The organism is Halobellus rufus (assembly GCF_000739575.1).
Classification (GTDB): Archaea; Halobacteriota; Halobacteria; order Halobacteriales; family Haloferacaceae; genus Haloquadratum; species Haloquadratum rufum.
This window is the reverse complement of record NZ_BBJO01000002.1, coordinates 196493-218448: the sequence shown is the minus strand read 5'-3', so window position 1 is coordinate 218448 and position 21956 is coordinate 196493. Positions and strand designations below refer to the sequence as shown.

Sequence of the window (21956 nt, the reverse complement as noted above, 5' to 3'; positions counted from 1 at the left end):
GCGCACACGGTCTCGCCGCGCTCGTCGTCGGTCTGCAGATCCGTCGAATCGCACTCGGGGCACCGAAGCGTCTCCTCTTCGGACTGCTCCTGCTCCTCGCGCTCGTCGGCGTCGTTCGTCGTCTCCTGTTCCGCATCGTGGTCGCGCCACGTTCGCTGCCGCTCGGTGCGCTCTCGTGTGCGAGTGTGAAGGGCGTCACTCATTTTGTGTTGCAAGAGGCCGGTGAGAACCGAACCACCGCCTCGTTCTCAACACCTCATTTGTAGGCGCGCCTAAAAAATGTGTCGGCCGTGTGCGAACACAATGCCGATCCGATAGATTATTCCTGAACGTCCGACGGCCGAGCCACGCGGTCGTCCGCCGCGTCAGTCGCAGTCGTCGCGGCGTCGTCTCCGTCTGCAGTCGTCGCGTACCCGCCCGAGACGGCGGCGGCGACGGCGCTGGGGACGTCAGGTGGTTCGACAACGCGCGCACGCGACCGGAGCGACTCGTAGACGCGCCGCGCCTCGCTGCCGACGTAGTTGCGCTCGGCGAAGGGACGGTCCTCGACGAGGACGACGTGCTCGGCGTTGGCCGCCGCGCGCAGGTTCGGGAGGTTGCCAGTGCCGACCTCCACGTCCGCGACGAGGACGCAGTCGGCCGCGTCGACCCGCTGCTCGACGGCGTCGCGGGCCGCCGCGTCGACGCCAGCGAAGGGGTCAACCGTCACGACGTCGAGCGCGAGGCTCCGGGCGGCCTCGGCGTCGGTGTCGCCCTCGTTCAGCGCGCCGGCGGACACCGCATAGCCCGCGGCGTCGAGGACGTAGAGGTACCTCGCGGCGGTCCCGCCGCCGCCGACGACGTGGACCCGTCCGCGGTCGGCTTCCCCGCCCGCTCGGCGGCCCTCCGGCAGCGCGGTGACGTACACGGAGCCGGTGACCGGGTGTCGGGAGACGACCGCGTTCGCGCCGAAGGCGTCGCCGAGCGCGTCCTCCGTCAGCACGGACGCGGGCGGGCCGAACGCCGCGACCTCGCCGTCGGCGAGCAACAGCAGTTCGTCGCAGTACTGCGCCGCGAGGTTGAGGTCGTGAATCGCCGCGACGGCCGTCTTCCCGCGGGCGACGAGCGTGCGGACGAGTTCGAGCGTCCGGACCTGGTGGTTGATGTCGAGGCTGGCGGTCGGTTCGTCCAGCAGCAGCAGCGGGCTCTCCTGCGCCAGCGCCCGCGCGAGGAGGACGCGCTGGCGCTCTCCGCCCGAGAGCGTCGACACCGCGCGGTCGGCGAACTGCTCGGTGTCGGTCCACTCGAACGCCCGCTCGACGGCCTCGCTGTCGGCCTCGCGCCACCCGCCGAAGCGCGAGCGGTGCGGGTTCCGCCCCATCTCGACGACCGTCCGGACGTCGAACTCGAAGGCGACGGCGGTGTCCTGCGGGACGGTCGCGACGAGGCGACTCGCGGCCTTCGAGGAGAGTTCCTGAATCCGCCGCCCCTCGACCGTGACACTCCCCGCGTCGGGAGCGAGCGTGCCGTTGATCGTCCGCAGCAGCGTCGTCTTGCCCGCGCCGTTCGGACCGACGAGGCCGACGAACCTGCCCGAGTCGATGGTCGCGTCGACGCCGTCGAGCACCGTCGTCTCGCCGAACCCGACGTCGAGGTCTCGGATCTCGACGAGGGGCTCTCCCGCGCCGCGGTCGGGGTCGTTCACAGTCCGGTCACCTCCCGCGAGCGGAGCAGGTAGAGGAAGAAAGGCGCGCCGAGCGTCGCCGTCACGATGCCGACCGGGATCTCCGCCGACCCCGAGCGCGCCAGCGTGTCGGTGGCAACGAGGAACGACGCGCCCGCGAGCGCGCTCGTCGGAAGCAGGATTCGGTGATCGGGGCCGACGAGCAGGCGCATCCCGTGCGGGACGATCAGCCCGACGAAGCCGATCACGCCCGTCACCGCGACGGCGGCCGCGGTGACGACGCTCGACGCCGCGAGGAGCAGCCGTTTGGTCCGCTCGACCTCGATCCCGAGCGCGTGGGCGTCCTCCTCGCCGAGCAGCAGGACGTTCAGGTCTCGCGCGTACGCGAGGAGCAGCAGAAACAGCGGCGGCAGCACGAGCGCGATCACGCGCACCTCCGCCCACGTCGTCCCGCCGAGGTGGCCCATCAGCCAGTAGACCACGCGTCGGATGCTCATCCCGCTGTGAAGCAACAGCAGCGAGATGACCGCCCCGAGGAACGTCTGGACGGCCACGCCGGCGAGCAAGAGCGTCGCGGTCGGCGTCCGCCCGTCCTCGGTCGCGATCAGGTAGACCGCGAAGGCGGTGACCACGGCGGAGACGAACGCCGCGCCCTGGAGTTCGAGGCCGAACGGGAACGCGAACGGGAGCACGATCGTCGCGACGGCCCCGACGGCCGCGCCGGAGGAGACGCCGACGATCGACGGGTCGGCCATCGGGTTGCGGAAGAAGCCCTGCATCACCGTCCCGGCGGTCGCCAGCGCGAAGCCGACCAGCGCCGCGAGCGCGATGCGCGGCATCCGGACGTTCACGACGATGATCCGGTTAGTCCGCCCGACGTCGAAGGCGAACGGCAGCGGATCCGCCGAGAGGAGTGCCTTCGCGACCGTCGCCGGCGGGATCGACACGGATCCCATCCCGGCACTAGCGACGACAGCGACGGCGAGCAGCGCGGATAGCGCGCCCGACCACGCGACGGTACGGCTTCGAATCGTCACGTCGACAATCTCAGTTGGATTAGCCAAATACTTGTTGCATTAGCGAGCACGGGACGGTATGAAACGCAGCGTACTCGTTCTCTCACTGCTCCTCGTCGTCGCCGCGGCGGGGCCGTTCGTCGGCGGCGTCGGTGCCGCGACGGCGGCGGACGCATCGATCTCGACGGAACCGATCTCGCACGATCACAACTCCGACTCGACCACCTGCGAGTTCCCCTACGAAACGACCGACGCCACCGGTGCCACGGTGAACGTCACCTCCGATCCCGATCGGATCGTGACGCTGAACCCGAGCGCTGCCCAGACGATGTGGGAGATCGGCGCCCGCGACGAGGTCGTCGGCGTCTCCCAGTACGCGAGCTATCTCGACGGCGCAGAGGAGAAAGCGAACGTCTCCGGCGCGAGCGGGCCGGACGTCGAGAAGGTCCTCGACGCCGAGCCCGATCTCGTCCTCGTTCCGAACAGCTCCTACGGCGCGGCGGCCGAACGCGTCGAGCAGATCCGCGCGCAGGGCGTTCCGGTCTACGTCTTCGGGCAGCCCACGTCGCTGGAATTCGTCGCGGACAAGACCGAACGGATCGGACGGCTCACCGGGAACTGCGAGGCCGGGACCGAGCGCGCCGACGAGATCCGGCAGTCCGTCGAGCAGATGGAGCGCGCGCTCGAAGACGCCGAGCGGCCGGTCGGGTTGAACGTGTTCTACGGCTACACCTCGGGCGCGAACACCTTCATCGGCGAGGTGATGGAGACCGGCGGGCTGCAGAACGGTGCTGCCGAGGCCAACATCACCGGCTTCCAGATGATCAACGACGAGACCGTCGTCGAGATGAACCCCGAGTGGATCGTGGTCCCGACCGGCAGTTCGGTGCCGGAGACCGCCGCCTACGAGAGCACGACGGCCGTTCAGGAGGACAACATCGTCCGCGTCGAGACGAACCTGCTCCAGCAGCCAGCGCCGCGGTCTGTCCAAGCGGCCGAGCAGATTCTCGAAGCAGTTCATCCCGACGCCTACGCGGAGTATCAGTCGATGCAGGACGCGGAATCGGAGACGACCACGACGGAGGCGACGTCGACGAGCGACGCGGAGTCGTCACCGACGGACGAGTCGCCAACATCGTCGACGGAATCCCCCGGATTCGGCGCGGTGGCGGCGCTCGCCGCGTTGGCGGCCGCGGCGCTCCTCGCGACGCGGCGATAGCGACCCCGACCGGCCGTCTCGACGTCTCGGGAGCGATCCGAGCGGCCCCGGAGACAGCAAGTATCATACCGCCCCCGGATCCTACGACACCTATGGACGTCACGATCTCGCAGTCGCGCGTCGAGGGCCGCGTGCGCGCACCGCCGTCGAAGAGCTACACGCACCGCGCGATCCTCGCGGCGGGCTACGGCGACTCTGCCGTCGTCACCGACCCGCTCGTGAGCGCCGACACGCGTGCGACGATGCGCGCCGTCGAGGCCTTCGGCGGGACGGTCGAGCGCGCCGCCGACGACTCTCGAATCGACGTCTCCGGGTTCGGCGGTCGACCCGGCGTCCCGGACGACGTGATCGACTGCGCGAACTCGGGGACGACGACGCGGCTGGTGACCGCCTGCGGCGCGCTCGCCGACGGACTCTGCGTGTTCACCGGCGATGACTCACTGCGCTCGCGTCCGCAGGGCCCGCTGCTCGACGCGATCCAGCAACTCGGCGGGCGCGCGGAGTCGACCCGCGGCAACGGTCAAGCCCCGCTCGTCGTCGGCGGGAACACGCCCGGCGGCGACGTGTCCATCCCCGGCGACGTCTCCTCGCAGTACATCACGGCACTGTTGATGGCCGGTGCGGTGACCGACGAGGGAATCGACGTCGCACTGGAGACCGAACTCAAGTCCGCGCCGTACGTCGACATCACGCTGGAGGTCCTCCGGGACTTCGGCGTCGACGTCGAGACGACCGACGAGGGCTTCTCGGTCCCCGGCGGGCAGTCCTACGACCCCGCGGGCGGCGAGTACGCCGTCCCGGGGGACTTCTCGTCGATGTCGTACCTGCTCGCGGCGGGCGCGGTCGCCGCCGCTGAGGGCGAGAAGGTCGTCGTCGAGGGCGCGCGACCGAGCGCGCAGGGCGACAGCGCGATCGTCGAGATCCTCGAGGCGATGGGCGCGTCGATCGACTGGGACCGCGAGGCCGGCGAGATCGAAATCGGGCGCGCGTCGCTGTCGGGGACGACCGTCGACGTCGGCGACACGCCCGACCTGCTGCCGACGATCGCCGCGCTCGGCGCGATCGCCGACGGCGACACGGTCATCGAGAACTGCGAGCACGTCCGGTACAAGGAGACCGACCGCGTGAGCGCGATGGCCGAGGAACTCGAAACGATGGGGGCGTCGGTGACAGAGGAACGGGACCGCCTGACGGTCCACGGCGGCGAGAGCGACCTCGTCGGCGCGCGCGTCGACGGCCGCGCGGACCACCGGATCGTGATGTCGCTGGCGGTCGCGGGCCTCGTCGCCGACGGCGAGACCGTGATCGAGGGCGGCGAGCACGTCGACGTGTCGTTCCCGGACTTCTTCGAGACGATGGCGTCGCTCGGCGTCGCCGTTCAACGGGGCGAGTGAGGGCGTCGGCCGGAACCGACGACGAGCGGCGACGTCCGGCGATACCGCTGGCTCGGGGACCATCGACGGGGTCGACTACGGTTTCGAGGTCTGCCGGCCGGTGATCGAGTCGGGTTCGAGTTCGACGATGCTGATCTCGATCTCCTCGACGTCCTCGCCGAAGACCCGGATCGGCGAGAACCGCCGGTTGATTTCGGCGGTGTCGAAGCGCTCGTGTTCGGACTCCGGGATCGCGGTGAGCGTGCCGGTGACGAGAACGCTCCACGAATCGATCTCACGGGCGTCGGGCGTCGGTTCGGTGTCGTACAGGACGTACGTCGCCGTCTCCGTCGACTCCAGGAACGCCTGTTTTGTGCTGCCGTCGGTGACGCCGAGCCGGAAGTAGAGCCGCTCGCCGTCGTAGTAGTGTGCCAGCGGGATCGCGTAGCTGTCGTTGTCTTTCGAGAGACCCAGCACGCCCGTCCCGGTGGTTTCGAGCCGCTCTCGAACCGCTTCGTCGTCCATACCGTACGTGTACGCATACTCGATGTGTTGCATTGTTCTCACCCGTCACCGTCCGCTCCCGAGGCACGTCGGCTCCGAAGATCGGACGTGAAACTACGCTCTCGACCGGGATAGGCGTTCCCGTGGTCGGCGTCGACGCCCGTGGTCGCCGCCGGGTCGATCGGCGGTTGCGACTTTCTGCAACGTATATATGCCCGGAACCACGACGGCGAGGTAATGAACGGGAACCGATTCGGGCGGCTCTTCCAGGTCACCACCTACGGCGAGAGCCACGGCGACGCGATGGGCGTGACGGTCTCCGGCTGTCCGGCCGGACTCGAACTCGACGAGGACGACGTGCAGGCCGAACTCGACCGGCGGAAGCGGGGCAGTCGATGATCACGACCTCACGGGGCGAACCCGACGCCGTCTCGATCAACTCCGGGGTCCAGGACGGCTACACGACCGGGACGCCGATCGGAATGGTCATCGAGAACAAGGACGCCCGCTCGGGCAAGTACGAGCCGTACGTGACCGCCCCGCGCCCGAGCCACGGCGACTTCACGTACTCCGCGAAGTTCGGGACGCGCAACTGGGGCGGCGGCGGACGCTCCTCGGCTCGCGAGACCGTGAACTGGGTCGCCGCGGGCGCGATCGCGAAGAAGATCCTCGAAACGCGTGACGTCCGGGTCAAAGCCCACGTGAATCAGATCGGCGACATCGAGGCTCCCGAGGTCAGCTTCGAGCAGATGCTCGAACACGCGGAGGAGAACCCGGTTCGCTGTGCCGACCCCGAGACGGCCGAGGAGATGCGCGAACTGATCGACGAGTACCAGGAGCGAGGCGACTCGATCGGCGGCTCGATCTACTTCGAGGCGCAGGGCGTCCCGCGCGGGCTCGGCGCGCCGCGGTTCGACGCGTTCCCCGCGCGACTCGGCCAGGCGATGATGTCGATTCCGGCGACGACGGCCTTCGAGTTCGGGCTCGGTCGGGAGGCCCGCGAGTGGACCGGCAAGGACCGCAACGAGGACTGGGAGTTCGACGAGAACGGCGACCCGGTGCCCGAGGGCAACAAACACGGCGGTCTGCAGGGCGGCATCACCACGGGCGAACCGATTTACGGCGAGATCACGTGGCACGCGCCGACGTCGATCCCGAAGAAGCAGAAGACGGTCGACTGGGAGACCGGCGAGGAGAAGGAGATCCAGGTCGTCGGCCGCCACGACCCGGTCCTCCCGCCGCGTGCGGTGCCCGTCGTCGAGGCGATGTTGAACCTCACCATCCTCGACTTCATGCTCCTCGGCGGACGGATCAACCCCGACCGACTCGACGACCAGCCCGGAGAGTACGACACCGACTACCACCCGTCGAGTCCGCAGAACGAGTAGCCGTTCGGCATCGCGAGTCCGGATATGTCGACGGAGGTGTCGACTATTTCGGAAATATCCCGTTTCCGTCCGACAAAGTCGGGAGATCCGACGTGTCCCGGTTTCCGCGTTGTTCTGTTCCCGTCAACGGTCGCGAAGAAATATTGTGGTCATAACGATCCTTCGAGAATTATCTCGAAGGACAGGAACACGTTTGGGAAATAATCTCCCGTTCGTAACGTAAATAGGACCATCATCATCTTTCCTTGGTAACTTATAGCAAAGGCTTTAATCGACTCCTGCCGAAAGTTTTCGGTAGTGGCCCACTCGGGCCGTGAGCTCAGATATGACTGACGACGAACTCATCTGGCGAATCGCGGGTGGTTCCGGAGACGGGATCGCCTCGACGAGCCAGAATTTTGCGAAGGCCCTGATGCGAGCGGGGCTACACGTATTCACGCATCGTCACTATCCGTCGCGCATCCGCGGCGGCCACACGTACACGGAGGTTCGCGTCTCGGCGGATCCGGTGCGGTCGCGTGGTGACGGGTACAACTTCCTGCTCGCACTGGGAGACTCCTTCGCGCGGAACCCACAGGAGAACGCCTACTACGGCAACGAGGAGGTCAAGCCGCTGTCGGAGAACCTAGACGAGCTCAACGAGGGCGGCGTCATCGTCTACGACTCCGGGCTGCTCGACACCGACGACATCCCGGACTTCGACGAGCGCGTCGAGGAGAACGGCTGGCACGTCTACGACATCGACCTCCGGACCATCGCTCGCGACCACGGCCGCGAAGTGATGCGAAACACCGCCGGCGTCGCGGTCACCTGCGCCATCGCGGACATCGAGCCGCAGGTCATCAAGAGCCTGATGGAGGACTCGATGCCCGAAAAGGTGTTCGAGCCGAATATGTCGGTCTTCGACGACGCCTACGACACCGTCCGCGAGGAGTTCGACGCCGACGCGCCGGACGTGTCGGTCCCGGAGGGCGAACACGACGAGGAGCAGGTCCTCATCTCGGGTTCGGACGCCATCGCCTACGGCGCCCTCGACGAGGGCTGTCGCTTCATCGCGGGCTACCCGATGACGCCGTGGACGGAGGTCTTCACGATCATGTCGCAGAACCTCCCGGAGGTCGGCGGCATCTCCGAACAGGTCGAAGACGAGATCGCGGCCGCGGCGCTGGCGGTCGGTGCCTCCCACGCCGGCGTGAAGGCGATGTCCGGGTCGTCCGGCGGCGGCTTCGCGCTGATGTCGGAACCGCTCGGCCTCGCGGAGATGACCGAGACGCCGGTCGTCCTCGTGGAGGCGATGCGCGTCGGTCCCTCGACCGGTATGCCGACGAAGCCGGAACAGGCCGACCTCGAACACGTCCTCTACACCTCGCAGGGCGACTCCCACCGCGTCGTCTTCGCCCCCTCGGACGCCGTGGAGGCGTACAAGCAGACGCGGCGGGCGTTCCAGATCGCCTACGAGTACCAGATCCCGTCGATCGTCCTCTACGACCAGAAGAACGGCGGCGAACTGCAGAACGTGCCCGCCAGCGTCTTCGACGAGGAGCCCAACCCCGACCTCGGCTCGATCATCACCGAGGCCGAGCTCGAGGACGCGCCGCACGACCCCTCCGGGAAGTACAACCGCTTCCAGCACGAGGGCGAGAAGGGCGTGAGCCCGCGTTCGCTCCCCGGACAGGAGGGCGGTCGCTACCTCGCGACGGGTAACGAGCACATGCCCGCCGGGCACATCTCGGAAGACCCCGACAACCGCGTCAATCAGGTCAACCGACGGATGGAGAAGATGGAGGCCATCCGCGCCGACCTCGACGGCGACGAGGACACGAACACCCACTACGGGCCCGAGGAGGCCGAGTACGGCATTATGACGTTCGGCTCCCAGCAGGGCACCGTCGAGGAGGCGGTCGACCGCCTCAACGACCAGGGGCACTCGGTGAAGATGCTCGGCGTCTCCGAGATGGCGCCGTACCCGGTCGCAGAAGTGACCGAGTTCGTCGAGAGCGTCGACGAGGTGCTCGTCGTCGAGATGAACGCCTCCGCGCAGTTCCGCGGACTGACGCAGAAGGAACTCGGGCGCTACGGCGAGAAGCTCTCGAGTCTGCTGAAGTACAACGGCAACCCCTTCGAGCCCGGCGAAATCGTCGACGGGTTCGTCACGAGCATCGTCGAGGACGGCACGCTGCCCGGCCACGAGACCAAATTCGTACCCGCAGCGAGTGATTAACTATGAGCGCATTCAGTGCAATCGGCGAACACGCCGAACACGACCGTAACGAGTACACGCCCGGCGTCGAACCGCAGCCCACCTGGTGTCCCGGCTGCGGGGACTTCGGGGTCCTGAAAGCCCTGAAAGGAGCCGCGGCCGAACTGGGGCTCTCCCCCGAGGAGATGCTCGTCTGCACCGGCATCGGCTGCTCGGGCAAACTGAACAGCTACTTCGACAGCTACGGGTTCCACACGATCCACGGCCGATCGCTGCCGGTCGCGCGAGCCGCCAAACTCGCCAACCCCGGCCTGACGGTCATCGCCGCCGGCGGCGACGGCGACGGCTACGGGATCGGCGGCAACCACTTCATGCACACGGCCCGCGAGAACCACGATATGACCTACATCGTGTTCAACAACGAGATCTTCGGGCTGACGAAGGGCCAGACGTCGCCGACGTCGCCGAAGGGCCACAAGTCGAAGACGCAACCGCACGGCTCCGCGAAGGACCCGATCCGCCCGCTGTCGATGTCGCTGAACGCCGGCGCATCCTACATCGCGCGGACCGCCGCCGTCAACCCGAACCAGGCGAAGGACATCATCGTCGAGGCCGTCGAACACGACGGGTTCTCCCACGTCGACTTCCTCACGCAGTGTCCGACCTGGAACAAGGACGCCAAGCAGTACGTCCCGTACATCGACGTCAACGAGTCCGAGGACTACGAGTTCGACAACACGGACCGCTCGGAGGCCTCCGAGATGATGTTCGAGACGGAGAACGTCCTCAACGAGGGCACCGTCCTCACCGGCCGCTACTACGTCGACGAGGACCGGCCGTCCTACCAGCAGGAGAAGCGCCGCATCGGCGAGATCCCCGAGGAACCGCTCGCAGAGCGGTACTTCGACGAAGACTACGAGTGGGAGCGCGTCTACGACACGTTCCTCGACAAGCACAAGTAACGCCCTCAACCTGCCCTCGACGACGCAGTTCCGCCGACTGTGGCCGGTTTTCTTCGCTTTTCCACGGCCGGTTTTCGAGTCGAGAGTTCCCTTTTTGCATTCGGAAGGTATTTTTTCTGCCACGCGAAAGGAACACGTATGGAAGCCACCTCGACGGAGAGCCGCATTCTCGACGTCCTCGAGGAAGACGCGCAAGCGTCGTACGCCGAGATCGCAGAGCGGGCGGACGTCTCGAAACCGACCGTCCGAAAGTACATTCGACAGATGGAATCGGAGGGCGTCATCGTCGGCTACTCTGCGGACGTCGACCCGAAGAAGCTCTCGGAGACGTCGATCGCCCTCGTCGGCCTCGACGTGGCCTCCGAGCGCTACGTGGAGGCGACGCGCGAACTCAAGGCGCTCGATGCGGTCGAATCGCTGTACACCTCCTCCGGAGACCACATGCTGATGGCGGAGGTCCGCGCCTCCGACGGCGACGCCCTCGGCGAGGTCATCGCCGAGACGCTGCTCTCGATCGACGGCATCACGGCCGCACATCCGTCGTTCCTGCAGGAACGGTTGAAGTAACAGCCCCACGGCGATCAGTCCGAAACTGACACTCCGTCGAGGCCGCAGTCGGTCGGATATCGCGCTCGACCGAGGCGTTTCACTTTCAGTCCGGTTTGCGAACGCTATTGTGACTGCCGCGTCTACCGTCGGCTACCGGTTACACGCCGAGACGTATCGATGACGCTCAACCCCGCGATCGACTCCTCGAGCCCGCGCGTCCGATGAACGAAGAGACGCTTCCGGGCGTCGAGTCCGACCGCCCGACGCGGATCGTCCTCCACGTCGATATGGACTGCTTCTACGCCTCCTGTGAGCGGCTGCGAGAGCCGACGCTCCGCGGCGAACCGGTCGTCGTCGGGATGGGTTACGAGTCGGGCGAGACGTTCGGGGCCGTCGCGACCGCGAGCTACGAGGCGCGCGAACACGGCGTCGAGAGCGCGCAGCCGATCTCGACGGCGCTCGAACGACTGCCCCGTGCCGAGACCACCACCGACGGCGATCCCGATAGCTCGCCGGCCGCGTCGTCGCAGGGCGAAGCGGTCGGCCACTACCGACCGGTCGACCTGGAGTTTTACCGCTCCGTCGCCGCGTCGGTCAAGGAGATCCTCCACGACTGCGCCGACGTCGTTCGCGAGGTGAGCATCGACGAGGCCTATCTCGACGTGACGGATCGAACGGGGTGGCAGCGGACCGCCGACGGAGACCGAACGCTCGCGGAGGGGTACGCCCGCTACGTCAAACAGCGGATCGAACGCGAGGTCGGCGTCCCGGCCAGCGTCGGCGTCGCGCCGAACATGTCCGCCGCGAAGATCGCCTCCGATCACGACAAGCCCGACGGACTCGTCGTCGTCGAGCCGGGCGACGTCCGGGAGTTTCTGAATCCCTTACCGGTCAGTTCGGTCCACGGCGTCGGCCCCGTGACGGCCGATCGGCTCTCGGAGCTGGGCGTCGAGACCGCCGGGGACCTCGCGGAGGCCGACCCGTCGACGCTCCGCTCGCAGTTCGGTTCGCGCGGCGTGGAGTTACACGAACGCGCTCGCGGTCGCGACGACCGCGAGGTGACTCCCACTGGACGCCCGAAGAGCCTCTCGCGGGAGTCGGCGTTCGCGGAGGCGACGGACGACTCGGCGACCAAGCGCGAGACGGCCGCGGCGCTGGCCGAGGACGTCGCCGCGCGTGCGCGGAGTCGGGACGCCACCTATCGGACGATCGGGATCAAGGTCGTGCTCCCGCCGTACGACGTCAACACCCGGGAGCGGTCGCTCTCGGGGCCGGTCGACGATCCCGAACTCGTCGAGTCGGTCGCGCTCGAACTGCTCGAGGAGTTCGACGAGAAGCCGGTTCGGAAACTCGGCGTCCGCGTCTCGAACCTCTCGTTCGCCTCCGGCGAACAGGCGCAACTCGACGGGTGGGACGGGGGAGACGACGTCGCGCTGGGCGCGGACGGATCTGACGAGCGATCGGAGACCGACGAAACGCGAAGGGCGGAGCCGGCCGACGAGGGGGAGTCGCGGTCCGACAGCGGAGACGGCACGCCGTCGACGACGCGGGGACAGATCTCGCTCGACGACTTCGATCCGTGAACCGGGCCGTCGCCGACGGTCGGCACCGGACGGGTGCCCGAAGCCGATGGACACATAAGGGCGAACAGGCGGCGCGTCGGCTCGTTCCGCGACGGCGCGCCGCACACCCGCCGAGACCGTTCGCGGCCGGAAGTCAGCTCACGGGGGCGCTGGTCGCCCCTCAGTATATAAACTCCCGCCTGACTCACTCTCGTCACTGCGGACGGCTCTCCCCGGCGCGGGGAAGGAACTATTGCCCTGCGAGGGAGAGCACCCGATAGATGACCGAGGACACGGAGACGATCACCGTCGCGAACGTCAGCGAGGGTCCGGGCGGCGACGGCGAGCGAACGGAGGGCACAGCGGTCGAACTGCCCGTCGTCGACATCCTCACCGGACGGGGGTTCATCACCGGCAAATCCGGCTCCGGGAAGTCGAACACGGCGTCGGTGATGATCGAGAACCTGCTCTCGAAGAACTTCCCGGTGCTCATCGTCGACACCGACGGCGAGTACTACGGGCTCAAAGAGCAGTTCGAGCTGCTGCACGCCGGCGCGGACGAGGAGTGCGACATCGTCGTCAGCCCCGAGCACGCCGAGAAGCTGGCGCACCTCGCGCTCGAACAGAACGTGCCGATCATCCTCGACGTCTCCGGGTACCTCGAAGACGACGAGGCCCAAGAGCTCCTGACTGAGGTGTCGAAACGGCTGTTCGCGAAGGAGAAGAAGCTCAAGAAGCCGTTCTTGATGCTCATCGAGGAGTGCCACGAGTACATCCCGGAGGGCGGCGGGATGACCGAGGCGGGGAAGATGCTCATCAAGATCGGCAAGCGGGGCCGGAAACACGGCCTCGGAATCGTCGGGATCTCACAGCGCCCAGCCGACGTCAAGAAGGATTTCATCACCCAGTGCGATTGGCTGGTCTGGCACCGGCTGACCTGGAACAACGACACGAAGGTCGTCGGGCGGATCCTCGGCTCGGAGTACGCCGACGCGATCGAGGAGATGGACGACGGCGAGGCCTTCTTGGTGACCGACTGGTCGGACTCGCTCCGGCGGGTGAAGTTCCACAAAAAGGAGACGTTCGACGCCGGCGCGACGCCCGGCCTCGACGACTTCCAGCGGCCGGACCTGAAGTCGGTCGACGGCGACCTCGTCTCGGAGCTACAGAGCATCTCCGACGAGAAGGAGCGCCGCGAGAGCGAACTCGCGGATCTCCGGCAGGAACTCGAAGCGAAGGAGGCGAAGATCCGCCAGCTCGAACGCGAACTCGAGGAGGCGCGCGACCTCTCACAGATGGCCGACCAGTTCGCACAGGCGATGTTCCAGAAGGCCGAATCCCCCTACAGGGGGGGCGGTGGCCGCAATCTGAACCGTCCCGAAGACCAGCAGTCCGCGCTCGATCAGTACGACGCCGATGCCGAAGACGCCGCCGGCGAGCGAGACGGCACCGTCGGGTCCGAGACGGCGAGCGCCGCCGACGAGGAGGAGAACGCAGTCACTGCGGCTGCCGCGGGTGCCTACCCCGGGCTCGACGGCGACATCGTGGACCGAGACCCCGACGAGATCGACCGGGACGTCGCGCCGGAGCGCGCACACGAGGGCACCGGGGCGCTGACCGGGCGGGAGGACGTCATCGAGCGGCTCCGCGACGTCGTCGCGTCGCTCCCGGCGGCCTCTCGCCGGATGCTCGCCTTCTACCGCGAAGTCGACGCGTGCGATCCGATCGACGCCCACGTCGCCGCCGGAGAGGCGGGGGACAAACAACTCGCCTACAGCCGGAACGGACTTCTCAGGCGCGCGGGCTTCATCGAGCACGTCGGACGCGGTCGATACGCGTACGCGCTCCCGGGCCTCGTTCGCCGGGAGTTCGCCGACAGGCTCGACGAGGACGAGTTGCGCGACGTCGTCGCCGCCGTCGAGGACGCGTTCCGTCCCGAGAACCTCGTCTCACGTGACGGACGGCCGGGAGAGGAAGACGACGGACGGGCCGACGAAGCGAGCGTCGAGAGCGACGGCGGCGAGAGCCTCGATCGCTGACGCGTTACAGATTCCGCATCACGTAGTCGTCGATCGCGTCGATCTGTGATCGCCGGTAGGTCCAGAATCCGGACCACTCGTTTGGGGCGTCTTCGAGCGCGAGCAACGCGATGTCGTCCTCCCCGTCCGGGGAGGTGTACACCACGAACCACGACTTCAGGAAGTCCTCGCCGTAGCCGGCGTGGGCCGTGATGTCTGAGTCCGGCGGCGGGTTCCACCCCGGCGTCCCGTACACGTGGACGTCGACGCCGGTCGTGTCTAGCGCCCGGTACACGCGGTGGGTTCCGACCTCGTCCTCGATGCGAGAGAGGTCCTGAAACGAGGCTCGGAGCGTCCCCTCTCCCCGTTCCCACGCCGTTCGCTCGATGTACCGCGAGAGCAGGATCAACAGGAGCTTCTCGGAGTGGGAGGCGGGGTACCCCCGCAGACGAAACGGGACGTCGTCGAGGCGTTTCAACGCGTCCGGAAGCGAGATCTCCGCGAGGTCTCGCGCGCCGGTGACGAACAGATCGGAGTTGATCAAGAGGATCGACTCCTGCAGTTCTTCGAGCGGCGACTGCGCGATGATCGACCCGTCCTCGACGACGAGAACCAGATCGTCGCTGCCCTCGGGGAGCGAGAGCTCCTCGATCGAGACCGGCTGGTTCTCGAAGAGGTTCCCCAGCATCCGCTGGATCGGATCCGGCGACGTGCGGTTCAGCACGATCAGCGAGCGCTCGGGATCCAAGACGTCGTCGAAGAAGCGTCGGAGGGTCATTGCGGGGTGGAGTGCCGTTCGGGTCCCCTCAGAGCGGCTCGACGAGCGCTTCCAGCGCCGCGCGTGGATCGTCGGCCTTGGCGACGCCCGAGGCGAGGAGGATGCCCGTCGCGCCCAACTCGCCAGCCGTCGCGACGTCGTCGCCGTCGGAGATCCCCGCCCCGCAGAAGACGTCGACGTCGGAGTCGACGGCCCCCGCGGCCGCGACGGCGTCCTCGACGATTCCCGGATCGGCCGTCGCGACCGAGACGTCGCCGCCGATGAGTTCGGGCGGCTCGACGGCGACGCTGTCGGGACCGAGCGCCGCCGCCGCACCGATCTGTGTGGGGTTGTTCGCGCAGACGCACGTTTCGAGGCCCGCGCGCTCTGCGGCCCGGACAGCGCCGTCGATATCGGCGAGTTTCAGGCGTTTCTCGGAGTGGTTGATGAGCGTCCCGACCGCGCCCGCCTCCGCGACGGATTCCGCGAGCGTGCTGCCGGTGTGGCTGCCGTGGCCGTTCGGGTCGACGTGTTGGGCCCACGTCTCGACGCCGGTGTCGGCGACGCGGGCCACGTCGGCCGCCTGCGGCGAGACGGCGATTCGGACGTCCGAGTCCTCGGCGACGTCTCTGGCCGCGGTCGCGACCTCGATCGGGTCACACGGGTAAGCCTTGAGATTGACCAGGATGAACACGTCCAGTCGTGTGTTCCACGGGACAAAATAGGTTGCTCTTGGTTCTCAGGCGTGGTCGCTGAGATCCCTGGACACGAGGCGCGGCCGTCGAACGCGAGTCGACGTCAGTCCTTTCGCTTGACGACGTCGCCGAGCGTCGTCGTCGTCGACGATCCGCCGGACCACTCGCTGTCGTCGGTGTCGCCGCCCTCGACGAGGGAGATCTCGAGCTTCCGTTCGAGCTTCTTCCGGACGTCGTCGGAGGGGAGGATGTCGCCGCGTTCGAGCTTGCGGATCAGGCTGGCCTTCTCGTTGAGCGACCCCGCGAGCTCTTCTTGGCTCAGTCCGAGCCCTTCACGGGCCTCGCGGATCCGCTGGTCGTAGTCGGAGGCGATCTCGTCCATATCGTCGAACATATCGCGGCGTCGACGGGTCGACCCCCCCGAGGAGCCGCCGCCGGACGAGGACGCGGTCGACCCGCCGCTGGAACCGGAGGACTTCGACGAACTCGACGTCGAGTACTTCGTCGACTGAGAGGAACTCGACTCAGTGCGGACCTCGGTGCCGAACTCCTTGCAGTCGTCGCACAGTTCGAGTTCGGCCCCCTCGACCTTGACCGTCGTGAGGGACGGCCGCTCACTGCCGCACATCTCGCACTGGGGCATACTCCGTCGTAGTCGAGGGGGCGATATAAAGCACACGCCGCGGGAACAGCCGGCGCGACAGCTGTCACCGATCGCGCGTTCTCACGTCGTCGTCCCGGCGTCGTTCTCCGGGTCGGTCAGTCGACCACTCCGTCCGGTCTGCGGGGTCTCGGCCTGCCGGCCGGTCGGTGTCCCGCCGCGCCGTTCGCTCGGCGTCGCGGCGGTCCATCGTCTCTCGCTGGTCGTGCTCGGACCGGACCAACGCGTAGAGCACGAACGGGGCCACGACGGCGAACAGCAGGACGACGAGGACGAGCGCGCCCTCGACCATCAGCCGAGGAACACGTCGACGATGTCGCTGCCGGCCGACGTCGTGTCCCGGTAGAGCTCCGAGTACCCGCAGTTCGTGCACGAGACGACCTTGAAACTGTTCGTCTGGATGTCGAACATCTTCGAGAGGCCGCCGCCGGTCGTCGAGATCGTCCCGACGTCGGTTTCTGTGTGTCCGCACTTCGGACAGCCGCGGTCGTCGTCTGGTTGGGGGACCATACCTCATCTCAGTCGACCGATCCGCATCAGTTTTCTCCCCGATCTCGCCCCGGTTTTTATATACGAACACGGGGCCAGACGGCCCGTGATCTAAGCACAGCCCGCGCCGTTCCGCGGTTGTTCGGCACGTCGGCGCGGGCCGCGGAGAGAGACGACGCCAAACGGAGGCGTCGTCGACGCGGGTGCCGACTGTTCGCCACCGTACCGGACCGCCGAAACGTCGGCCAGTTACGACTCCGTGAGGTCCGACCACGCGCCCCAGAACCGCTGCAGCGCCGTGACGTGCCCGATCACGGCGAAGAAGACGAGGAGCCACCCGACGAGCGAGAGGCCGAGCGGCCGAACGGGACCGGAGACTACGAGCGGCGCGACCGCCGCTGCGAGGGCGACGACGCCGATGATCGCTAGCCGATCCGCCCGGCCGACGAGCCCGCCGTAGGCCCGGCCGAGCCCGACGGCCTGGATCTGCGTGCCGAGGTAGGAGGTCATCAACACGCCCGTGACCGCCGCGAGCCCGAGCGCGTAGGCGTCGATGCCGGCGGCGAGCCCCACGAGCATCGCGATGTCGGCGTAGCGGTCGAGGACGTGATCGAGGAGGTCGCCGCCGTCGCTCTCGACGCCCTGCGCCCGCGCGAGCGCGCCGTCAACGAGGTCCAGCCAGCCGTTGCTGAAGACGAACAGCGCGCCGAGGGCGTACCAGAACGGCGTCGCGAGCGCGAACGCGCCACCGGCCGCCACGGCGAAGCCGAACGCGACGACGCTGACGCCGTCTGGGCTCAGTCCCAGGCGATCCGCGGCGGCGACGAACGGCCCGAGCAGCCGGTCCGCGAGGTCGCGGTACTGATCCAGGGTCATCGTTCCTCCGTCGTCATTGGTCAGTCCCCGTCATAGATAGTCGACGAAGTCGACGACGCCGACTCGGGGGTCGATCTCGCCCCGAACGGCGGCCCCCACGTCGCTCGCGACGTCCTCGGGGGACCGGTCCGTCGTGTCGATCTCCCACACCGAGTCCGCGCCGTGGCGCTCGACGGCCTCGGCGAGGATCACGTCGAGCGCCTCGCTCTCTGCGTTCTCGGCGACCGACGCCTCTGACTCGCCGCGCTCGCGAAGCCGCGGCTTCAGCGCGTCGGGGTGACACCGGAGCACGATCACGCGCTCGACGTCGAGCAGGTGCGAGAGGTGCGACTCGACGAGGACATCGTGAGATGCGTCGCCGTCGGTCTCCACCCGGTCCGCGAGCCACGACTCGACGGCGTCGAGGTCGGCGACGAAGGAGTCGCGCTCGACGTCGCGGTCGGTGAACAGCTCCGCCTCCCGAATCGCGTCGTTCAGGTGGACGACCTCGAGTCCCAACTCCGCTTCGACCAGCTCCGAGACGGTCGTCTTCCCCGTCCCCGGCGTGCCGGTGAGCGCGATTCGGCTCACGGATCGGTCGCCTCCGGTGTGACCTCGGCGACGACCTCGTTGAGCACCTCGACCGCGCGGCGCGTCTCCTCGCGCGTCCCGCAGGAGACGCGAACGCACTCCGGGAGCCCGAAGCTGGAGGTGTCGCGAACGATGACGCCGCGGCGCTGTGCGGCGTCGGCGACGGCCGTCGCGTCGCCGACCTCACAGAGGACGAAGTTGCCGCCGGAGTCCCACGTCTGCGCATCGAGTTCCTCGTGGTAGTACTCCCGCGCCCAGCGGGCGGTCTCGACGGAGCGTTCGAGGTGCTCGTCGTCGTCGAGCGCCGCTAGCGCGGCGCGACAGGCGAGTTCGTTGGCCGCGAAGGGAGTGTTCACCCGGGCGTAGGCGTCGGCCCACGCCGAGGGGACGACCCCGTAGCCGATCCGAAGCCCGGCGAGCCCGTAGGCCTTCGAGAACGTGCGGAGGACCGCGAGGTTGTCGTACTCCGCCAGGAGGTCGATCGACGTCGGTTCCTCGGCGTACTCGGCGTACGCCTCGTCGACGACGACGAGCGTCTGCTCGTCGACTTCCTCGGCGAGGGTGCGGACGTCCTCGCGAGAGAGGACCGCACCTGTCGGGTTGTGCGGCGTCGTCGCGTAGACGATCCGCTCGCCGTCGTAGGCCGAGAGGATCGCCTCGGCCGACTGCTCGAAGTCGCGCTCCTTGGAGATCCGATACGTCGAGGCGTCGCCGTGGTGATACCGCGCCGACATCGAGTAGTACGAGAAGCCCGGCGCGGGGACCAGAATGTCGTCGTTGGGCTCTAAGAACGCCCGCGAGAGGTAGTCGATCGATCCGTCCGCGCCCGCGCTCAGCCACACCTGCTCGGCGTCGACGCCCCACCGCTCGGCGATGCGATCGGTGAGGTCCGTGTGAGAGGCCTTCGGATAGACGTTCACGTCGGGCGCGGCCGCCTCGACGGCCTCCACGGCGGCCGGGCTCGGGCCGTGGGGGTTCTCGTTCGACGAGAGCTTCGTCAGGTCCTCGGGGTCCATCCCGAGATCGCGCGCGACCTCCTCGGCCCCGCGCCCGGGAACGTACGCCTCGTGTTCGGAGAGGTCCCTCGGTTGCATACCCGTACGCTGTCGCCCGCGGGTCTTTAAGGGTGTGTCTCGCGGTCGCGGTCGCGGTCGCGGCCGCCGACCGCTCCGGCCGCTGTCGCGGACACTACAGCGAACCGGCCACCGAGTCCGCCGCTCGCAGCGACAGCGCCGCGATGGTGAGCGTCGGGTTCATCGCGCCGCCTGTGGGGAACACCGACGAGCCGACGACCCAGAGGTTCGAGAGGTCGTGCGTCCGGCAGTCGGCGTCGACGACGCTCTCCGCGGGGTCGTTCCCCATCCGCGTCGTCCCCATCTGGTGGTACGCCGGCCCGGTCGCCTCCGGACCGACCGTCCACTCGATCGATGCGCCGAGTTCCTCCAGAATCGCGTGTTGGACCTCGTTCGCCCGTCGGATGGCCGCTCGCGTCCGTTCGGAGAGCGACCACTCGATGTGTGGGACGGGATTACCGTGGTCGTCTTCGCGTTCCGGATCCAGCGTGATGCGGTTCTCGGCGTCGGGGAGCTGCTCGACCAGCCCGCCCATCGCGATGTGAGTCCCGTAGGAGTCCAGCAGCCGATCGAGCAGTTCGTCGCCCCACGTCTCCGCGTGCAGCGCCTCGATCACCGGCGACGGCCCGGCGTAGTTGAGGAATTCCAGTTTGACGCCCTCGATCGGGTCCGCGTCGTCGTAGAACTGGTGACACTCACTGGTGATGAAGCCGACGTGGTTCTGCCGCGTGGGTTCGTCGAGGCGGCCGCCGGCCCCCGCGAACAGGTGGTCCATGAAGAAGCGACCGACCGCTCCCGAAGAGTTCGCGAGGCCGTCGGGGTACCGCTCGGACTCCGAGAGGAGGAGCAGGCGCGCGTTCTCGACGCCGCCGCAGGCGACGACGAACCGCCGCGCCGACTGCCTGCGTTCGGTTCCGTCGGGGGTCGCGTAGACCGCCGCCTCGACGGCGTCGCCCGACTCGTCGTGTTCGAGTCGCTGCACGGGCGCGTGATCGATCACCCGCGCTCCTGCGTTCACCGCCTTCTCGACGTGGGACTCGGCGGTGTACTTCGCGCCGGAGGGACAGACCGGGCGACAGGTCCCGTAGCCCTGACAGGCCGCGCGGCCGTCGTAGGGCTCGGAGTTCCGCGCGTTCGGGACCGAGTGCATATCGATCCCCAGCCGCTCGCAGGCCTCCGCGAACAGCGAATCGGAGTACGAGGGCGGAAACGCCGACAGCGGGAAGGGCTCCTCCCGCGGCGGCGCGTAGGGGTTGTCCATCGCGCCCGCGACGCCGAGTTCGCGCTCGGCTTCCGCGTAGTGGGGCCGGAGGTCCTCGTAGTCGATCGGCCAGTCCGCGCCCAGACCGTACCGCGTCTCCATCTCGAAGTCGCGCTCGTGGAGTCGCATCACCATCCCCTGCCAGTGCAGCGTCGACCCGCCGACGCCCTTGACGCGCGCGGCGTTCAGGGGGTAGTGTTTCCCGGCGGTCGTGTAGTCGTCGCGGGGGCCGCCCATCTCCCACGGGTCGCCCATCCCCGGTCGGATGTGCCGTTCCTGCTGCTCGCGCCGCCTGTCGAACTCGAACCGCGGGCCGGCTTCGAGCACGACGACCTCCTTGCCCGCGCTCGCGAGTCGATCGGCGACGAGCGCGCCCGCGGGCCCGGACCCGACGACGCAGACGTCCGCGCGGGCCGACGGCGTCCGATCGCGGCCGTCGCCGACGCCGCCGTCGTCAGCCATCGCCGTCACCCCCTCGGGGCCCGTCGCGGTCCGGCATCGACCCGCGCTGGTAGCTCTCGATTCCCCCGGGGTACCCGATGGGGTTCTCGATGCCGACCAGCCGGCCGCCCACCGGAGACGCGTAGAACGCGAAGAGGAGGTCGTCGACGAGGTAGAAGCGGATTCGGTCGGTGATCGGCCCCTCCGGGTCGGGCTCGGCGGTCTCGACGCCGAGCCGCCGGAGGATACGGTCCCGCGTCTCCGCGTCGAGATCCGCGTACGAATCGCCGTTCCAGTCCCGGGCGACCGCGTCGAGCTGTGCGGCCGCCTCGCGGACGCCGTCGCGATAAGCCGGTCGATCCTCGGTCCGTCCCAGCGCGTACGTTTCGACGAACTCGCGGCGGCCGTCCACGTCGGACGGGTAGAGCACTTCGGCGACCGCGTCGAGGAGGTCTACGAGGTCCGTCGAGAGCGACGGGTTCGCCGACGACGCCGGGGTTGCGTCCTCGTCGGCTGCGCTGTCCGCTCGTGGCGGATCGAGGCGTCCGGCGAGGACGCCCCCGCCGATCGTCGTCCCAGCCGCGGCCAGTGCGGCCAGCGCGTCCCGTCGCGTCAGTCCACGCGACGGGATTAGGTAAGCCTAAACTTATGGGTTGCCCTTTGGTGTGAGACTGGGGAA

20 protein-coding genes and 2 pseudogenes are annotated in these 21956 nt (G+C 68.2%); 8 read left to right on the top strand and 14 right to left on the bottom strand.

The window, feature by feature from the left end:
• The 3 genes and pseudogenes from ACP99_RS01690 to btuC form a co-directional block, all read right to left on the bottom strand.
• Positions 1–203, bottom strand: a pseudogene (locus ACP99_RS01690) (transcription initiation factor IIB 2); the annotation flags it as partial.
• Positions 204–319: 116 nt separating this feature from the next.
• On the bottom strand, positions 320–1684 hold the full coding sequence (locus ACP99_RS01685) for an ATP-binding cassette domain-containing protein (protein ID WP_049984928.1): 1365 nt from the start codon (positions 1682–1684) through the stop codon (positions 320–322).
• Positions 1681–2700, bottom strand: a complete 1020-nt coding sequence (gene btuC / locus ACP99_RS01680; RefSeq protein WP_049984927.1) for a vitamin B12 ABC transporter permease BtuC — start codon at positions 2698–2700, stop codon at positions 1681–1683. Before btuC ends, ACP99_RS01685 begins: the two co-directional genes overlap by 4 nt.
• Positions 2701–2758: 58 nt before the next feature.
• Between btuC and ACP99_RS01675 the strand changes: the two genes are divergently transcribed.
• Entirely contained in the window at positions 2759–3898 is a 1140-nt protein-coding gene (locus ACP99_RS01675) for a PGF-CTERM-anchored ABC transporter substrate-binding protein (RefSeq protein WP_049984926.1), read from the top strand.
• Positions 3899–3990: 92 nt separating this feature from the next.
• Positions 3991–5292, top strand: a complete 1302-nt coding sequence (aroA, locus tag ACP99_RS01670) for a 3-phosphoshikimate 1-carboxyvinyltransferase (RefSeq protein ID WP_049984925.1) — start codon at positions 3991–3993, stop codon at positions 5290–5292.
• A 75-nt stretch (positions 5293–5367) separates the two neighbouring features.
• Here aroA and ACP99_RS01665 read toward each other — a convergent pair whose 3' ends face one another.
• Positions 5368–5829, bottom strand: a complete 462-nt coding sequence (locus ACP99_RS01665) for a pyridoxamine 5'-phosphate oxidase family protein (RefSeq protein WP_049984924.1) — start codon at positions 5827–5829, stop codon at positions 5368–5370.
• A 183-nt stretch (positions 5830–6012) separates the two neighbouring features.
• On the opposite strand from ACP99_RS01665, the pseudogene aroC reads away from it, so the two are divergent.
• From aroC to ACP99_RS01635, 6 genes and pseudogenes are all read left to right on the top strand, one after another.
• Positions 6013–7163, top strand: a pseudogene (aroC, locus tag ACP99_RS01660) (chorismate synthase).
• A 325-nt stretch (positions 7164–7488) separates the two neighbouring features.
• Positions 7489–9384, top strand: a complete 1896-nt coding sequence (locus tag ACP99_RS01655) for a 2-oxoacid:acceptor oxidoreductase subunit alpha (RefSeq protein WP_049984923.1) — start codon at positions 7489–7491, stop codon at positions 9382–9384.
• Between the two features lie 2 nt (positions 9385–9386).
• Positions 9387–10325 carry a thiamine pyrophosphate-dependent enzyme gene (locus ACP99_RS01650; RefSeq protein WP_049984922.1) on the top strand — a complete coding sequence of 313 codons (939 nt, stop codon included), beginning with the start codon at positions 9387–9389 and terminating at the stop codon, positions 10323–10325.
• A 138-nt stretch (positions 10326–10463) separates the two neighbouring features.
• Entirely contained in the window at positions 10464–10892 is a 429-nt protein-coding gene (gene lrpA1 / locus ACP99_RS01645; RefSeq protein WP_049984921.1) for an HTH-type transcriptional regulator LrpA1, read from the top strand.
• A 203-nt stretch (positions 10893–11095) separates the two neighbouring features.
• Positions 11096–12457: a DNA polymerase IV gene (dinB, locus tag ACP99_RS01640; RefSeq protein WP_049984920.1), complete on the top strand. Its 1362-nt coding sequence runs from the start codon at positions 11096–11098 to the stop codon at positions 12455–12457.
• Between the two features lie 260 nt (positions 12458–12717).
• On the top strand, positions 12718–14475 hold the full coding sequence (locus ACP99_RS01635) for an ATP-binding protein (protein WP_049984919.1): 1758 nt from the start codon (positions 12718–12720) through the stop codon (positions 14473–14475).
• 4 nt (positions 14476–14479) lie between these two features.
• On the opposite strand, the gene ACP99_RS01630 is transcribed toward ACP99_RS01635, so the two are convergent.
• The 10 genes from ACP99_RS01630 to ACP99_RS01585 form a co-directional block, all read right to left on the bottom strand.
• Positions 14480–15232, bottom strand: coding sequence for a histidine kinase (locus ACP99_RS01630; protein ID WP_049984918.1), 753 nt, complete (start codon positions 15230–15232; stop codon positions 14480–14482).
• Positions 15233–15260: 28 nt separating this feature from the next.
• Positions 15261–15905, bottom strand: a complete 645-nt coding sequence (gene tpiA, locus ACP99_RS01625; protein WP_049984917.1) for a triose-phosphate isomerase — start codon at positions 15903–15905, stop codon at positions 15261–15263.
• A gap of 104 nt (positions 15906–16009) precedes the next feature.
• The gene (locus ACP99_RS01620) at positions 16010–16549 is read right to left on the bottom strand and encodes a multiprotein bridging factor aMBF1 (RefSeq protein ID WP_049984916.1); all 540 of its coding nucleotides are present in this window, start codon (positions 16547–16549) and stop codon (positions 16010–16012) included.
• A gap of 64 nt (positions 16550–16613) precedes the next feature.
• The gene (locus ACP99_RS01615; protein WP_049984915.1) at positions 16614–16859 is read right to left on the bottom strand and encodes a hypothetical protein; all 246 of its coding nucleotides are present in this window, start codon (positions 16857–16859) and stop codon (positions 16614–16616) included.
• Positions 16859–17077, bottom strand: a complete 219-nt coding sequence (locus ACP99_RS01610; protein WP_049984914.1) for a zinc ribbon domain-containing protein — start codon at positions 17075–17077, stop codon at positions 16859–16861. The genes ACP99_RS01615 and ACP99_RS01610 overlap by 1 nt, the downstream gene beginning before the upstream one ends.
• A 228-nt stretch (positions 17078–17305) precedes the next feature.
• Complete coding sequence (locus ACP99_RS01605; RefSeq protein ID WP_049984913.1) at positions 17306–17932, bottom strand: CDP-alcohol phosphatidyltransferase family protein; 627 nt, start codon at positions 17930–17932, stop codon at positions 17306–17308.
• 30 nt (positions 17933–17962) lie between these two features.
• The gene (locus tag ACP99_RS01600) at positions 17963–18502 is read right to left on the bottom strand and encodes an adenylate kinase family protein (RefSeq protein ID WP_049984912.1); all 540 of its coding nucleotides are present in this window, start codon (positions 18500–18502) and stop codon (positions 17963–17965) included.
• Positions 18499–19596: a histidinol-phosphate transaminase gene (gene hisC, locus ACP99_RS01595; RefSeq protein ID WP_049984911.1), complete on the bottom strand. Its 1098-nt coding sequence runs from the start codon at positions 19594–19596 to the stop codon at positions 18499–18501. Before hisC ends, ACP99_RS01600 begins: the two co-directional genes overlap by 4 nt.
• Positions 19597–19690: 94 nt before the next feature.
• A complete protein-coding gene (locus ACP99_RS01590; protein ID WP_049984940.1) occupies positions 19691–21298 on the bottom strand; it encodes a GMC family oxidoreductase in 1608 nt (535 codons plus the stop codon).
• The gene (locus tag ACP99_RS01585; protein ID WP_331280750.1) at positions 21291–21845 is read right to left on the bottom strand and encodes a gluconate 2-dehydrogenase subunit 3 family protein; all 555 of its coding nucleotides are present in this window, start codon (positions 21843–21845) and stop codon (positions 21291–21293) included. Before ACP99_RS01585 ends, ACP99_RS01590 begins: the two co-directional genes overlap by 8 nt.
• Positions 21846–21956: the final 111 nt, after the last annotated feature.